This window comes from Rhodococcus sp. PAE-6 (assembly GCF_025290685.1).
Classification (GTDB): Bacteria; Actinomycetota; Actinomycetes; order Mycobacteriales; family Mycobacteriaceae; genus Rhodococcus; species Rhodococcus pyridinivorans.
The window spans coordinates 956,301-970,233 of record NZ_JAOCLZ010000001.1 but is presented as its reverse complement, the minus strand read 5'-3'; the positions used below and the strand labels follow the sequence as shown (position 1 = coordinate 970,233).

Annotated in this window: 15 protein-coding genes; 9 read left to right on the top strand and 6 right to left on the bottom strand. The window is 68.1% G+C overall.

Going from position 1 to position 13,933, the window contains the following annotated elements; genetic code table 11:
- Window positions 1-357 precede the first annotated feature (357 nt).
- The 4 genes from ehuB (at window position 358) to ehuA (ending at window position 3,469) form a co-directional block, all read left to right on the top strand.
- The gene (ehuB, locus tag NVV99_RS04485; RefSeq protein ID WP_024100497.1) at window positions 358-1,251 is read left to right on the top strand and encodes an ectoine/hydroxyectoine ABC transporter substrate-binding protein EhuB; all 894 of its coding nucleotides are present in this window, start codon (window positions 358-360) and stop codon (window positions 1,249-1,251) included.
- A gap of 16 nt (window positions 1,252-1,267) precedes the next feature.
- Window positions 1,268-2,002 (top strand): ectoine/hydroxyectoine ABC transporter permease subunit EhuC, encoded by a 735-nt coding sequence (gene ehuC / locus NVV99_RS04480; protein ID WP_006554719.1) that lies wholly within the window; start codon window positions 1,268-1,270, stop codon window positions 2,000-2,002.
- Window positions 1,999-2,643 carry an ectoine/hydroxyectoine ABC transporter permease subunit EhuD gene (gene ehuD, locus NVV99_RS04475; RefSeq protein ID WP_006554720.1) on the top strand — a complete coding sequence of 215 codons (645 nt, stop codon included), beginning with the start codon at window positions 1,999-2,001 and terminating at the stop codon, window positions 2,641-2,643. The genes ehuC and ehuD overlap by 4 nt, the downstream gene beginning before the upstream one ends.
- Window positions 2,644-2,704: 61 nt before the next feature.
- Window positions 2,705-3,469, top strand: coding sequence for an ectoine/hydroxyectoine ABC transporter ATP-binding protein EhuA (ehuA, locus tag NVV99_RS04470; RefSeq protein WP_024100498.1), 765 nt, complete (start codon window positions 2,705-2,707; stop codon window positions 3,467-3,469).
- Window positions 3,470-3,478: 9 nt separating this feature from the next.
- Here ehuA and NVV99_RS04465 read toward each other — a convergent pair whose 3' ends face one another.
- Entirely contained in the window at window positions 3,479-5,026 is a 1,548-nt protein-coding gene (locus NVV99_RS04465) for an adenylate/guanylate cyclase domain-containing protein (RefSeq protein ID WP_024100499.1), read from the bottom strand.
- A 42-nt stretch (window positions 5,027-5,068) separates the two neighbouring features.
- On the opposite strand from NVV99_RS04465, the gene nucS reads away from it, so the two are divergent.
- Window positions 5,069-5,743, top strand: coding sequence for an endonuclease NucS (nucS, locus tag NVV99_RS04460; RefSeq protein WP_006554723.1), 675 nt, complete (start codon window positions 5,069-5,071; stop codon window positions 5,741-5,743).
- 2 nt (window positions 5,744-5,745) lie between these two features.
- Window positions 5,746-6,069 (top strand): hypothetical protein, encoded by a 324-nt coding sequence (locus NVV99_RS04455; protein ID WP_006554724.1) that lies wholly within the window; start codon window positions 5,746-5,748, stop codon window positions 6,067-6,069.
- A gap of 39 nt (window positions 6,070-6,108) precedes the next feature.
- Here the strand turns inward: NVV99_RS04455 and NVV99_RS04450 are convergent, their stop codons facing one another.
- From NVV99_RS04450 to mce, 4 genes are all read right to left on the bottom strand, one after another.
- A complete protein-coding gene (locus tag NVV99_RS04450) occupies window positions 6,109-6,618 on the bottom strand; it encodes a hypothetical protein (RefSeq protein ID WP_024100500.1) in 510 nt (169 codons plus the stop codon).
- 89 nt (window positions 6,619-6,707) lie between these two features.
- A complete protein-coding gene (locus NVV99_RS04445) occupies window positions 6,708-7,763 on the bottom strand; it encodes a MerR family transcriptional regulator (protein ID WP_024100501.1) in 1,056 nt (351 codons plus the stop codon).
- 56 nt (window positions 7,764-7,819) lie between these two features.
- Window positions 7,820-9,064, bottom strand: a complete 1,245-nt coding sequence (locus NVV99_RS04440) for a hypothetical protein (protein ID WP_024100502.1) — start codon at window positions 9,062-9,064, stop codon at window positions 7,820-7,822.
- 83 nt (window positions 9,065-9,147) lie between these two features.
- Window positions 9,148-9,633, bottom strand: coding sequence for a methylmalonyl-CoA epimerase (gene mce, locus NVV99_RS04435; protein WP_006554728.1), 486 nt, complete (start codon window positions 9,631-9,633; stop codon window positions 9,148-9,150).
- Between the two features lie 104 nt (window positions 9,634-9,737).
- On the opposite strand from mce, the gene NVV99_RS04430 reads away from it, so the two are divergent.
- The 3 genes from NVV99_RS04430 to NVV99_RS04420 all read left to right on the top strand — a co-directional run bounded on the left by NVV99_RS04430 (window position 9,738) and on the right by NVV99_RS04420 (window position 12,399).
- The gene (locus NVV99_RS04430; protein ID WP_024100503.1) at window positions 9,738-10,928 is read left to right on the top strand and encodes an acetyl-CoA C-acetyltransferase; all 1,191 of its coding nucleotides are present in this window, start codon (window positions 9,738-9,740) and stop codon (window positions 10,926-10,928) included.
- 105 nt (window positions 10,929-11,033) lie between these two features.
- Window positions 11,034-11,393 (top strand): DUF3817 domain-containing protein, encoded by a 360-nt coding sequence (locus NVV99_RS04425; protein ID WP_006554730.1) that lies wholly within the window; start codon window positions 11,034-11,036, stop codon window positions 11,391-11,393.
- Between the two features lie 115 nt (window positions 11,394-11,508).
- Window positions 11,509-12,399: a tetratricopeptide repeat protein gene (locus NVV99_RS04420; RefSeq protein ID WP_019288978.1), complete on the top strand. Its 891-nt coding sequence runs from the start codon at window positions 11,509-11,511 to the stop codon at window positions 12,397-12,399.
- Between the two features lie 58 nt (window positions 12,400-12,457).
- Here NVV99_RS04420 and NVV99_RS04415 read toward each other — a convergent pair whose 3' ends face one another.
- The gene (locus NVV99_RS04415) at window positions 12,458-13,906 is read right to left on the bottom strand and encodes a neutral zinc metallopeptidase (RefSeq protein ID WP_024100505.1); all 1,449 of its coding nucleotides are present in this window, start codon (window positions 13,904-13,906) and stop codon (window positions 12,458-12,460) included.
- Between the last annotated feature and the right edge of the window lie 27 nt (window positions 13,907-13,933).

The following is a 13,933-nucleotide window of genomic DNA, read 5'->3' as shown; positions in this document are numbered from 1 at the left end:
TGCGCCGATGGTACTGCACTCGACAGGGTGTGGGAGAGTAGGACACCGCCGAACACCCGTTCCGAAAGGGGACCCACACTGTGGGTCCCCTTTCGTGTTTTCCGGGTTCTCTTCAGACCTGTCGGAGGATCCACCCCACGGGAAGTCCTTACGCTCCAAAAGGATTTCGGGTACGGTGCGCCCGCTCCGATCGCCGGCACCCAACGGATCACGACCTCGTAACAAACACGCTCTGTTCCAGGCTATGCCCACTTATGTCGGTAACGTCCGCTCATGCACGATCGCACGGTTCGTGTGGGTTCGGCGTGTGAGCGCCTGTCGGGGGCGTTCTCGTCGACGACGAGGAGGGGCGAGACGATGACGAATCGATCGACTACGGGTACCGCCGGCAAGTTCACGGCGGTGATCGCGGGACTGGGACTCATCGGCGCGGCCGTCACAGGATGTACGAGCGTCGACACCGACACCGAGGGCTCGACCCTCGAACGGCTCCAGCAGGAAGGCACCGTCACCGTCGGGTTCGCCGGCGAGGCACCCTACAGCTTCATGCAGGACGGCGAACTCACCGGCGCCACCGTCGCTCTGCACCGCGAGATCTTCAAGAACCTCGGCATCGACAACGTCGAAGGTGTGGCCACCGACTTCGGTGCGCTCATTCCCGGCCTGCAGGCCGGACGATTCGACGTCGTCAGCGCCGGCATGTCGATCCTCCCGCAACGTTGCGAACAGGCACTGTTCAGCGAGCCGGAGTTCAACTACACCACCGCACTCATGGTCCCGCAGGGCAACCCGGAACAACTCGCCGACATGCAGTCGATCGCCGAGAGCGGCGTCCGGATGGCCGTCATGACCGGCGCGATCGAAGCCGACTACGCGTCCGCCCTCGGCATCGACGCGATGCAGGTGGCGTCTCCCCAGGACGGGATGGATGCCGTCGTCAACGGACGCGCCGACGTCTTCGCCCTGACGGGTATCTCCTTGAACTGGATGAAGCAGAACAACGAGGGTGCGCCCGTCGACGTCACCGAGTCGTTCGTCGCGGAGATCGACGGGGTACCTCAGGTGGGCGCCGGCGGGACGGTCTTCCGCAAGGAGGACACCGAACTGCGCGACGCCTACAACGAGGAACTGGCGAAGATCACGTCCGACCCGCAGAAGTACCTTTCGATCGTCGGCGACTTCGGGTTCACGGAGGCCGAGATGCCCGATCCGGGGCTGACGACCGAGATGCTCTGCGAGGGCGTTTCCTGATCTCGGCTGCGTCGTAATGGATTTCGGTTCGAAGATCGAACTGCTGTGGAACTCCTTCCCCCAACTGTTCGACGGTCTGCTCGTCACCGTCGAATTGACCCTGGGGAGTGCGGTCTTCGCGTTCCTGCTCGCAGTGGCCCTCGGGCTGGCGGCAGGCGCGAAGAACCTCGTCCTGCGTGGCAGCGCGAGAGTGTTCATCGAGTTCTTCCGCGGCACTTCGCTTCTCGTGCAGCTGTTCTGGTTCTTCTATGTTCTGCCGTTATTCGGGTTCCGGCTCGAATCGATCGTGTGCGGGATCCTCGCGCTGTCGCTCAACTACGGCGCCTACGGAGCGGAGGTGGTGCGCGGTGCGATCGCCTCGGTGCCGAAGCCGCAAATCGAGGCGGCGACAGCGCTGAATTTCGGCTACTGGCAACGCATGCGACGGGTGGTCTTCCCGCAGGCCTGGGCCGAGATGATCCCGCCGTTGACCAATCTGCTCATCCAGCTGCTCAAGGGAACAGCACTGGCGAGTTACATCCTCCTGCAGGACCTCACGTTCCAGATCGAGCAGCTCCGTAGAGGCAGTGGCGACACCATCTTCGCGTTCGGTGTGGGGTTGGTGCTGTACTTCGTGCTCGGCTATCTGCTGACGCTGCTGATGAATGCGCTCGAGGTGCGTGCGAAGAGCCGACTCGGGACCGGTCCGACGCTCCGTGAGATCTTCGGGCTCGCCCCGGTCTTCGATCAGCCGGTGGGGGCACGCTCATGACCGTCGACTGGAGTTGGCAACGCGCGGCCGACGCGCTTCCGGTACTGCTCGAAGGATTCCGGATCACCCTGCTGGCCACGGTCCTCGGATTCGTGGTCGCCGCGGTGCTGGGGCTGGTCGTGGCCGTCGCCCGGCGCTCGTTGCCGAAGGTGCTCGCGACGGCGCTGTCCGCCGTCGTCCAGTTCATCCGGCTCACACCACTCGTGGTGCAGCTCCTGTTCGTGTACTACCTGCTCCCGCAGTTCAGTGCGCTGCAGATCGGCATCGCGGTACTGGGGATCCACTACTCGACCTACATGGCCGAGGTGTACCGGGCGGGCATCGACGCCGTGCCGAAGGGACAATGGGAGGCGTGCCGCGCCCTGTCGTTGTCGCCGATGCGTACGTGGCGTGCGGTGATCCTGCCGCAGGCCGTGCGCCGGGTCGTGCCCGCGCTGGGCAACTACGCGGTGTCGCTGTTCAAGGACACCCCGTTCCTGTTCACGATCTCCGTCGTGGAGATGGTGACCGCAGCCCAGCAGTTCGGTGCGCGCAACTTTCAGTACCTCGAGCCGCTCACGCTGGCCGGCCTGATCTTCCTCATCGCCAGCTACCCGACGTCGTTGCTCGTCCGCCGATTGGAGCGTCGCCTTGCCTATTGAGATGCACAAGGAAGCCGGTGCCGACGGCGACTCGCTTCCCGCCGCCAGCTCCGATGGATCCATGATCCGTTTCGACTCCGTGGTCAAGAGATTCGGCGACCACGTAGTACTCGACCACTTGGACTTCACCGTCGCCCCGGGGGAACGGGTCACGTTGATCGGTCCGAGCGGTTCGGGCAAGACGACCATCCTGCGCCTGCTCATGACCCTCGAGAAGATCGACGACGGTGTGGTGTGGGTCAAGGGCGAACCACTCAGCCACGAACGCAAGGGGACGCGTCTCGTCCCGGCCTCCGAGCGCTACCTGAGGACGATGCGCCGCAGCATCGGCATGGTCTTCCAGCAGTTCAACCTCTTCCCCAACATGAACGTGATGGAGAACCTCACCGAGGCTCCGGTCCACGTCCTCGGTCGCAGTAAGGCCGAGGCACGCGACCGTGCGCGGGAGCTGCTCGCGATGGTCGGTCTGTCCGACAAGGAGACCGCTCACCCCACGCAACTGTCGGGTGGTCAGCAGCAGCGGGTCGCGATCGCCCGTGCCCTCGCGATGGATCCGGAGATCCTGCTGCTCGACGAGGTGACCTCGGCCCTCGACCCCGAACTCGTCGCCGATGTGCTGGACGTGCTGCGGACGATCGCCGAGACGACCGACATCACGATGCTGATCGTGACGCACGAGATGCACTTCGCCCGCGACGTCTCCGATCGTGTGCTGATGTTCGATCGGGGTCGCATCGTGGAGGAGGGGCCGCCCGAGCGCATCTTCACCAGCCCCCGGGAGGAACGCACCCGCAAGTTCCTCGACGCGGTGCTGGCGGGGGAGTGAGGCCTGCGGTCAGTCCGCGCGCGGAATCGCCAGGCGCGTCGGCTCGGAACGACCGCGCAGGGTGATCTCCTCACCCAGTTCCCACCGTGCGCGTTCGTCCTCGGGGGCGAGCTGCACGGTGCGGGCCGACGCCGCGACGTAACCCGGAACGGTCTTCGCGAGATCCGACAGCCTCGCTGCTTCGTTGACCGGATCGCCGATCACGGTGTACTCGAAGCGTTCCTGCGCGCCGATGTTCCCGGCGACCGCGCGACCTGCCGTGACCCCGATGCCCGCGCGACACTCCGGCACTTCGTCGGCGAGGCGTCGCGCCATCCTTCTCGCGGCGCCGAGCGCGGAGCCGGCGGCGTTGTCGAGGGCGACCGGCGCGCCGAAGATCGCGAGCGCCGCGTCGCCCTCGAACTTGTTGACGAATCCTTCGGCCGCGTGGACCTCTTCGACGACGACCGCGAAGAAGCGGTTGAGCAGCGCCACCACCTCGGTCGGCGGGCGACTCGCGGCCAACGCGGTGGACCCGACGATGTCGACGAACAACACCGCGACATCCCGCTCCTCACCGCCGAGGACACCGGGATTGGCCAACGCCGCAGCCGCGACCTCCCGTCCGACATGGCGGCCGAACACGTCGCGCAGCTTCTCGCGTTCGCGCAGGCCTTCGGCCATCCGGTTGAACCCCGTCTGCAGCTGCCCCAATTCGGTTCCGTCGTAGACGACGACCGCGGTATCGAAATCGCCCGACGCGATGCGCTGCATCCCGGCCCGCACCGATTCGATCGGCGCGATCGTCGACCGGATCGTGAGGAACATCAGCAGCGAGCCGGTGAGCAGACCGAGTCCGCCGATGGCGAGGATCGTGATCGCCAGGCGCGTCGATGTGACGGGACGGATGAAGCTGAACACCGCGATGAACAGCAGACCGACAACGGGCACCGCGCTGCCCAGGGCCCACGCGAGCATCACCCGTCCGGTGGTGCCGGCCAGGCGCGGGCGACGAGGCGTCCCGACCTCGAGCGCGCGCGCCGCGATGGGGCGCAGCGCGAAATCGGTGAACATGTACGCGAATCCGCACACCGTGACAGCGGCCAGGGTGATGGTCAGCGCGACCTTCGGGATCGTCTGCGGGTCGATGACCCCGAACCCGACGGTGAACAGGATCAACCCGATGAACCACAGTGCTCCCTGCTGGAGGGTGGTACGCCAGGGCATCCGCAACGCGATCCGCTGTTCCTGCGGGGTGGGCGGCCGGTTCTCCAGCGCCCACCGCAGCCTGCGGAGGGTCGCCCGGGTACCGAGCACCGATCCGACCACGACGGCCGAGACCACGTAGACAGGAGCGAGGATCGCGGTGATGACGAGGAAGTCGGAGGTCAGTACGGACGGGCCCGGGATCACGACGTTGATGAGAGCGGCCACGATCAGGGCACCGACGAGATGCGTACCGATCAGGGAGAACGTCAACAGGGTCTGGATCCTGATGCGTTGCCGTCGGATCGGTTCGGCAGGCTCTCCCAGGATGGCCGATCCGAGCGGGGCCGTGCGGTGACTGCGTGCGGGCATGGTCGTTCGAGACTAGTCGAGTGGATCCTCTAGGGTGGCTGTGTGCGTCTTGTGATTGCCCGTTGCCGTGTGGACTACATCGGACGCCTGACGGCTCATCTGCCGACGGCCCGACGTCTCCTCCTCGTCAAATCCGACGGTTCGGTGAGTGTCCACGCCGACGACCGTGCCTACAAGCCCCTGAACTGGATGAGCCCACCCTGCTGGCTCGAGGAGGAGTCCGTCGAGGACGCCGAGGCCCTGTGGGTGGTCACCAACAAGGCAGGCGAGCAGCTGCGCATCACTCTCGAAGAGATCGACCACGATTCGAGCCACGAACTCGGTGTCGACCCCGGTCTGATCAAGGACGGTGTCGAGGCGCACCTGCAGGAACTTCTCGCCGAGCACGTCGAGACCCTCGGGACGGGCTTCACCCTGATCCGGCGCGAGTACCCCACGGCGATCGGACCCGTGGACTTGTTGTGCCGCGACGCCGACGGAGCGACCGTCGCCGTGGAGGTGAAGCGCCGCGGCGAGATCGACGGCGTGGAACAGCTCACCCGGTATCTCGAACTGCTCAACCGGGATCCGCTGCTCGCGCCCGTCAGCGGCGTGTTCGCGGCTCAGCAGATCAAGCCGCAGGCACGGACGCTGGCCACGGACCGCGGCATCCGCTGCCTCGTGCTCGACTACGAGGCGCTGCGGGGCACCGAGAGCACCGAGTTCAGATTGTTCTGATCGTGCCGCGCCGCAACAGATCCCGCACCGGCCGCAAGCGCGGTGGGGCGACCGACGAATCCCCGACCTATTTCGGGGCGACGGTGCGCACCGAGAACGGTCCCGCAGGGGCCGAAGGTGAGCGTTTCACCGTGCGCACCGTGCCGGGTTCGCGTGCCACCAAGCCGTACCGGTGCCCGGGATGCGATCACGAGATCGCGCCGGGAACACCCCATGTCGTCGCGTGGCCCACCGATGCGCTCGGCGGTGCGGAGGACCGGCGGCACTGGCACAGCGGATGCTGGGCGGGACGCGGGACCCGCCGACCGACCCGACGCTGGTCCTAGCCACGACGGATCGCTGTGGGACCGGTCGTAGCAGACCTGTCAGCGGGCAGTACCCGGTGCGGACACTCGCGGCGCCGTGTCGCGGTCGGCGGTCGCCTGCCGCACCTCGTGCACGGCTGTGCGGATGGTGTCGCCGTAGGGATCGTCGGGGAGCGCGGACAGGTGGTCCTGCGCGCGGTCGAGGTGTTCCGTGGCTGCCCGGAACGACCCGAGACGACGGAAGTCGTCGGCCAGGTTCAGGTGCAGGCTCGGATAGAAGCCCGCGACGCGGAGAGATTCGTGGTGTTCCCGGGCGCGCTCGTCGGTGAGGGCATCGGCAGCGTCGAGGGCGCGGACATCCCAGACCAGGGACTCGGCGGGATCGTCGTACAGGTCGGCGAGGTAGTGCGCGAGCGTGCAGCGGTGGAATGCGTCGCCCCCCGAACCGATTCGCTCCCAGAGGGACAGCAGGTCGCGTCGGGCCGACCCGGTGTCCCCGTCGCGACCGCGAAGCACTGCTGCGCTGATCGCGTCCATCGTGGGATCGGGTGTCGAGGGGGATGTGGACATGGCGGGGCTCCTGTCGAGGTCTTGGGCGGATCCGGAGGGCACTGTTGATGGGGGCACTGTTGATGTGGGCACTGTTCGAGGGGAGTGCTTCAGGGCGCGCTGCGCGGCATGACGAGTGTGGTGAGATCCCCCTCGTCGGCCGACCGGACGGTGACCGGCAGCTCGGGGCCGCGAATGTCGAGCATCAGGTCGTCGCCCAGCGCGTGACTCCACGCGGGATACACGGTGACCAGGTCGAACCAGATCGTCAGCTCCGGTCCGGTGGCCGTGCCGTCGAGCGGTATCTCGTCCCAGTCGGGGAATACCAGGACGGGCCGGTCGGGGGAGGTTCGTAGGCCGACCGTCTCCGGCGCTCGCTGTTCGAGCACCGTCACCACCCGGCGTTTGCCGAGGGTGACCCGCTGTGTCGCCGCGGGGAGCGAGTCCAGCAGGAGTCGGTGGTCGGGGTACGGCTCGGGAAGCAGACGGCAGTGGAGTGCGTCGTCGCCGGAGGTACGGAAGGTGACCGCCCGCTCGTCCGCTTCCACGGTCACCGACGGACTGCGTCGGAGCCGGGACGTCGCGACCCGCAGGTCGTCGCCGGCGAGGGTGCCGGCCCAGGACGGGCAGGTCGGATCGGTGGGCACGAGCGTCCGGGTGGCGAGCCGGTACCGGTCGGTGGCGGTCAGCCTCACGCAGCCGGATCCGGTTTCCATGTGCACGCCGTTCAGTACCGGGATGTCGGGGTCGTGACCGGTGGAGGCGGAGACCTGATCGACGGCGCCGGCAAGGACGGGTCCCGGCAGCGTGCAGATCACGCGGCGCGATTCGGCACGCAGGGACGCCGCGAGGGTCTCGGCGGCCCGTCGGAGCCGCTCGGCCTCCGTAGTCATCCCGGTGACGTGGTCGTCGAGCAGTCGCGCGGCCTCGTCCGTGTCGGCGGCGAAGAACTCACCGATGGCGGGCAGCGGCATCCCGATCTCCCGTAACTGCCGCAGCCGGCACGCACGCGGGACCTGGGAGCGGCTGTAGAACCGGTATCCCGTCGACGGATCGACCTGCTCGGGACGCAGCAGGCCGGCATCGTCGTAGAACCGCAATGCGCTCGCGGTCAGTCCGACGAGCTCGGCGAACACGCCGATCGACATCATCTCCGGGTCGGTCACCGGCCCATCATGGAGCTTCGACCGACTCGAAGGTCAAGCCCGACGGCCGGCGACCGTCAGTTGCGGACCTTGCTGGCCACGGCGGGAGAGCGACCCTGCGCACCGGAACCGACCGAGGGGGAGCGATTCGGTGCCGAGGGGTTCGGCGTGCGTGGAGTGGACTGGGATCCCTGTGCGCCGCTGTTCGGCTGCGCGGCCGAGTTCGGGTCGGAGGCCGAGCCGGGGGCATCGCTCTTCGGGATCCGCGCCGTCCGGTCGGCCTGCGGCATGGGCGTGGTCTTGTCGGTCTGCGGCAGCGGCGCGGTCTTGTCCGCCTTCGCGTCGGCCTCGGGGGATGCCGGCTCCTTCGGACTCTCGTCGTCCGAACTCTGCTTGTCGCTCCCCTGCTTGTTGTCGCGCGCCGTACCGAGGACGGTCGTGCGGGGCTCGTCGAGGGAGATCTCCCGGTCGAGCAGTTCGCCCTCGCGGTTGATGCCCGCGAGCAGCGTGGGGACGTCGTCGAGCTGCTCGCGAACGGCGTCGAGCTGGCCGAGGATGCGTCCGCGCAGCACGCGGAGCTCCTCGGTGAGGTCGCGCGCGTTGGCGACCTTCCGCTCGGACTGTTCGGTGGCGCGGGCGAGCCGTCGTTCGGCTTCCTGCGTGGCTTCCTCGATGCGGCGCTCGGCTTCGGCCTTACTCGTCCGTTCGAGTTCGTCGAGGGCTCCGAGCAGCTTCGTGCGACGCTCGGACATCGTGATCTCGAAGTCCTGCTGCACCTGCTCGCGCTTGGCCTCGGCCTCGGCGTCGAGTCGCTCGGCCTCCGCGCGGGCAGCAGCCACGATCCGCTCGGCCTCGGCGCGGGCCGCAGTCATCGTCCGCTCGTGCTCGGCCGCGAAGGCGACGCGGGTGTCCTCGAGTTCGGCGAGCTTCTTCTCGTAGTCGCCCCGGAGGCGGATACCCTCCTGCTCCGCCAGCGAGATCATCTCGGCGGCGTCGGCCTCGGCGCGGGCCCGCAGCTCGGAGGCCTCGTCGGAGGCGAGACGCAGCATCCGGGAGATGCGGTCGCTCATGCCCTCGGCGGTGGTGGGCGGCACCGACAGACGGTCGACGTCCTTGCGGAGTTCGTCGATCTCGTTGCGGGCGTTCTCGAGCTGACGGGCCAGATCGCGGGCCTGCGCGGCGGCGGCGTCGCGGTCGGTGGCAGTCACGCGCAGCTCGGCCTCGAACCGGGCGAAGTAGTTGGTCACCTCGTCGCGGTCGAATCCCTTCCGCACGATGGAGAACGGCAGGTGGCTGGGTGCGCGATCACGATCGAAGACCATGGAGACAATCTACCCGGTCCCTGCGGGTACGACCCGGATGCGCTCCCGCCCCATCCGTCTTCGGGAGCGCACCGGAACGGCCGTCAGTGAGCGGGATGTGCAGCCGGCTCGACGAGCTCGACGAGGACGCCGCCCGCGTCCTTCGGATGCAAAAAGTTGATGCGCGAATCGGCGGTGCCGCGACGGGGTGCGTCGTACAGCAAGCGGACGCCGCGCTCACGAAGCGCAGTGGAGACGGCATCGATGTCGGAGACGCGGTAGGCAAGCTGCTGCAGACCCGGGCCATTGCGGTCGATGAACTTCGCGATCGTGGATTTCTCGTTCAGCGGGGCGAGCAGCTGGATCATGGTGGACCCTTCGAGGGTCCCCGGAACGGCCAGCATCGCCTCGCGCACGCCCTGCTCCTCGTTGACTTCCTCGTGGGTGGACACGAGACCGAGGTTCTCGGCGTACCAGGTGAGAGCGGCATCGAGGTCGGGCACTGCGATGCCGACGTGATCGATGGCGGTGACGAGTCCGGAAGCGAGAACGGACGCCGCCGGAGCGGATGTGGGAGAGGTCTCGGTCATGCTCTAGACGGTAGCGGTACCGTTGAGTGCACTCCTATCGGGATTCAGGTGAATATCCGAGTGGAGTTTTCCGATCACATGCCGATCTTTCGGAGGAATGTCCCGTGAGCAGTTCTGTCATCGTCGCCGGAGCCCGTACGCCCATGGGGCGTCTTCAAGGCTCGCTCAAGGATTTCTCCGGATCGGATCTCGGTGGCGTGGCGATCTCCGGTGCGCTCGAGCGCGCCGGTGTGGCTCCTGAGCAGGTCGAATACGTCATCATGGGCCAGGTGCTCACCGCCGGCGCCGGCCAGATCCCGGCCCGTCAGGCGGCCGTCGCCGCCGGCATCCCGATGGACGTCCCGGCGCTGACCATCAACAAGGTGTGTCTGTCGGGCATCAACGCGATCGCGATGGCCGACCAGCTGATCCGCGCGGGCGAGTTCGACGTCGTCGTCGCCGGCGGCCAGGAGTCGATGAGCCAGGCCCCGCACATGCTCGAGAAGTCCCGCGCCGGCTTCAAGTACGGCGACGTGACCCTGCGCGACCACATGGCCTACGACGGCCTGCACGACATCTTCACCGACCAGGCGATGGGCAACCTCACCGAGTCGGCCAACTCCGGCGACCGCTTCGTCTCCCGCGAGGAGCAGGACGCCTTCGCCGCCGCCTCGCATCAGAGGGCCGCCCGCGCCTGGAAGGACGGCCTGTTCGAGGACGAGGTCGTGCCGGTGTCGATCAAGCAGCGCAAGGGCGACCCGATCGTCTTCGCCGCCGACGAGGGCATCCGCCCGGAGACCACCACCGAGTCGCTCGGCTCGCTGCGTCCGGCCTTCTCGAAGGACGGCACCGTCACCGCAGGTTCGGCCTCGCAGATCTCCGACGGTGCCGCCGCGGTCGTCGTGATGAGCAAGGCCAAGGCCACCGAGCTCGGGCTGAGCTGGATCGCCGAGATCGGCCGCCACGGCGTCGTCGCCGGACCGGACTCGACCCTGCAGTCGCAGCCGGCACGGGCGATCGCCAAGGCCTGCGAGCGTGAGGGCGTCGACCCGAAGGACCTCGACCTGATCGAGATCAACGAGGCGTTCGCCGCCGTCGGCATCGTCTCAGCCCGTGAGCTGGGCATCGATCCCGCGAAGGTGAACGTCAACGGCGGTGCGATCGCGCTCGGCCACCCGCTCGGCATGTCGGGCGCGCGCATCGTGCTGCACCTGGCGCTCGAGCTGAAGCGCCGCGGCGGCGGTGTCGGCGCTGCCGCCCTGTGCGGTGGTGGCGGCCAGGGCGACGCGCTCATCGTGCGGGTGCCCGAGAACTGACCCCTTTCTCTAAAGCATGATCACGGCCCCGGCGCAAGCATGCCGGGGCCGTGATGTCTCTCACTGAACTACGGCTTGTCGTAGGCCTTTCGGCACAATGGCCGCATGACCAACATCCTCGACGTGTCCACGCCCGCGAAACGATTCCGGCTGATCGCGATCTGGGAAGCGGTGACCTGGCTCGCCCTCCTGATCGCCATGTTCTTCAAGTGGGTGCTCGGCTACGAAGAGGCCATCGCGATCCCGGGCATGGTGCACGGCGTGGCCGGCTTCATCCCGTTCGTGCTCATCGCGCTCCTCACGGCGTGGTCGTTGAAGTGGGATCTCAAGACGACCTTCCTCGCCCTCGTCTCGAGCGTGCCCCCGTTCGGCACGATCGTCTTCGAGCGCTGGGCCGTGCGCACCGGTCGCCTCGGAGAGCTGTCCGCTCCCGCCACCCGCGAGGACGCCACCGCGACCGTCTGACCTCACGGTGACGTCCCCCGGTCCGCGCAGCACGATTCGGACCACTCGTGACAAACTGGTGGACGTGACTCGACCCGGTTCCCGTCCAGCACGTTCTGCCGCCGTCGCCGCGGCGATGTCCGGCGCGGTGGATCTCTCACCGCTCAAGGAGAGGGCCTCCGCGCCGCCGCCTCCGCCTCCGTCCGGTGGCGACGGCGCCGCACCCGGTGCCATCGCCCCGATCGTGGACGTCACCGAAGCGACGTTCGAGACCGAGGTGCTGCAGCGGTCGATGCAGGTGCCCGTGATCGTCGACCTGTGGGCGACCTGGTGCGAACCGTGCAAGCAGCTCTCACCCGTTCTCGAGAAGCTCGCGAACGAGGCAAACGGTGCGTGGGTCCTTGCGAAGGTCGACGTCGACGCGAACCCGCGGATCGCCCAGGCCTTCGGCGTCCAGTCGGTGCCCACGGTCGTCGCGATCGCGGCCGGCCAGCCGCTCGCCGACTTCCAGGGCGTGCAGCCCGAGCCCGCGCTGCGTCAGTGGCTCGACGCCATCCGGAACGCCGTCGCAGGCAAGCTGTCGGGCCCGCCCGGCGCCGAGCCGGAGGAACAGCCCGCCGACCCGCGTTTCGAGGCTGCCGAGCAGGCACTCGAGAACGGCGACTTCGAGGGCGCCGAGGCGGCCTACCAGCTCGTCCTGAACTCCGAGCCGAACAACACCGAGGCGCAGGCCGCGCTGCGCCAGGTGCGTTTCCTGGCCCGCGCGAGCAAGATTCCCGAGGATGCGATCGAGCGCGCCGATGCCGCTCCGAACGACCTCGAAGCCCAGTTCACCGCGGCCGACGCCGAACTGTTCGCGCAGCAGCCGGAGGCGGCCTTCGGTCGTCTCATCGAGTTCGTGCGTCGCAGCGCCGGGGACGAACGCACCGCGGCACGCACCCGGCTCCTCGAACTGTTCGAACTGTTCGATGCCGCGGATCCGGTCGTGGTGTCGTCGCGCCGCAAGCTCGCGATGGCCCTCTACTGATCCGTACCGATCCGCCGGACCGGCCGCTCACCACTCGTGGTGGGCGGCCGGTGTCGTCTCAGCGGTAACGGCCGGTGCAGCCCGCCTCGCCGCCGAGGACGCCGGTGCGGAAGGCATCCACCCGCGCGAACCCGCTCGGCACCGTGTTGCCGTTGACGTCGCTCGCGGCCAGACCGTCGGTGAGCAGGCCCGAGACCGCCTCGTCGAGGTCGCCGGGGGACAGCCACACCAGCACCTGGCTCGGGTCGACGTTCGAAGCGAGGGTGCTGTCCGGGCTCAGCGCGGCACTGATGACCCCCGACAGGCACGCCGCCCGCAGCGCCGTGCGCGGCTCGGTGAGCGACTGGCCGGCCTCCTTCTGCACCGCGAGAGCGTAGCGGGAGGCGACGAGCACGTAGGCGTTGTAGTCGCCGCGGACACCGGGATCGAAGCCGCTTCCCGGCGGGGCGGCCGTACCGCGCTCGCTCAGTGCCTCCATGTCGACGCCCACGGTGTTCGTCGCGGGGCAGTACGACACCGGTGAGGTGGCCCGGGCGTCCGAGCACCCGAGGTCGGCGCCCGACAGATCGAGTTGCGGCAGGGAGTCCAGGTCGAAGACCTGGTGGAACGACTCGAAGATCGCCTCGACCGACTCGTCGGTGACCGGCAGTTCGCCGTCGTCTGCGGAGTTGTAGTACTGCGGCAGGTCGGCGCGGCGCGACTCGATCTCGGCGGCGTCGATGCGTGCACATGAGCCGGCCCCGTCGGTGAATCCGATCTGCACGGCCGTCACGCGTTCGAAGGCCGAGCCGTGGATCGAGTCGGGGTCGTTCGGATCGGCGTCGCGGAAGAGCACCATCGACGCGAGCACGTTGTTCAGCCCGTCGGAGGTGTCGAGCTGGAAGTGCGTCGACCGGCCCTCCGCGACGTGCCGCATGAACGCACCGGCGAAACAGTCGGCCTGCTGCTCGAACACGATGCCGGGGTCGTCCTCGGCGACCAGCCCCGCCGTGTGCTGGACGGCGTGCCCGTATTCATGAGCGAGGACCGTCACCGCGGCCATCGGTCCGAAGCTGTCGATGAGCTGCGGCATCAGGTAGGTGCGGTCCCATCCGATCTCGTCACCACCGCTGCAGTAGGCCGCGTTGATGAAGTCGTAGGTGGGTTTGCCGCAGAAACGCGGGCCCCGTCGCTCGGACGGATCCCACGACACGATCGTCTCGACCGGGCGGAAGGTGCCCCGGGCGACCGACGCGAACTCCTGACGCCAGTACTCCTCGATGTCGGCGATCGCGTTGCCGGCCAGGACGTCGACGGGACCGCCGTCGGTGTTCTCGATCTCGATGTCCGCATCGGGCACCCCGCTGCGCGGACCCGACGCCCCGGAGGTGACGGGCAGCCCCGCCACGGTGAAGGGGTTGTCGTAGATCGACACCGCCGTTCCTTCGATCCGCTGGGCGCAACCCGCCAGCAGGACGACGGTCAGTGCGGGCACCACCAGTCGCGCGAACCGGTGCGTCCGTCGCATGTCGTTGTGCTCCTGTCGTCGGGCAGC

Coding starts and splice junctions, on each gene's coding strand:
- ehuB (WP_024100497.1), top strand. CDS start 358: ATGACGAATCGATCGACTACGGGTACCGCCGGCAAGTTCACGGCGGTG.
- ehuC (WP_006554719.1), top strand. CDS start 1,268: ATGGATTTCGGTTCGAAGATCGAACTGCTGTGGAACTCCTTCCCCCAA.
- ehuD (WP_006554720.1), top strand. CDS start 1,999: ATGACCGTCGACTGGAGTTGGCAACGCGCGGCCGACGCGCTTCCGGTA.
- ehuA (WP_024100498.1), top strand. CDS start 2,705: ATGATCCGTTTCGACTCCGTGGTCAAGAGATTCGGCGACCACGTAGTA.
- NVV99_RS04465 (WP_024100499.1), bottom strand. CDS start 5,026: ATGCCCGCACGCAGTCACCGCACGGCCCCGCTCGGATCGGCCATCCTG.
- NVV99_RS04450 (WP_024100500.1), bottom strand. CDS start 6,618: ATGTCCACATCCCCCTCGACACCCGATCCCACGATGGACGCGATCAGC.
- NVV99_RS04440 (WP_024100502.1), bottom strand. CDS start 9,064: ATGGTCTTCGATCGTGATCGCGCACCCAGCCACCTGCCGTTCTCCATC.
- mce (WP_006554728.1), bottom strand. CDS start 9,633: ATGACCGAGACCTCTCCCACATCCGCTCCGGCGGCGTCCGTTCTCGCT.
- NVV99_RS04425 (WP_006554730.1), top strand. CDS start 11,034: ATGACCAACATCCTCGACGTGTCCACGCCCGCGAAACGATTCCGGCTG.
- NVV99_RS04420 (WP_019288978.1), top strand. CDS start 11,509: ATGTCCGGCGCGGTGGATCTCTCACCGCTCAAGGAGAGGGCCTCCGCG.
- NVV99_RS04415 (WP_024100505.1), bottom strand. CDS start 13,906: ATGCGACGGACGCACCGGTTCGCGCGACTGGTGGTGCCCGCACTGACC.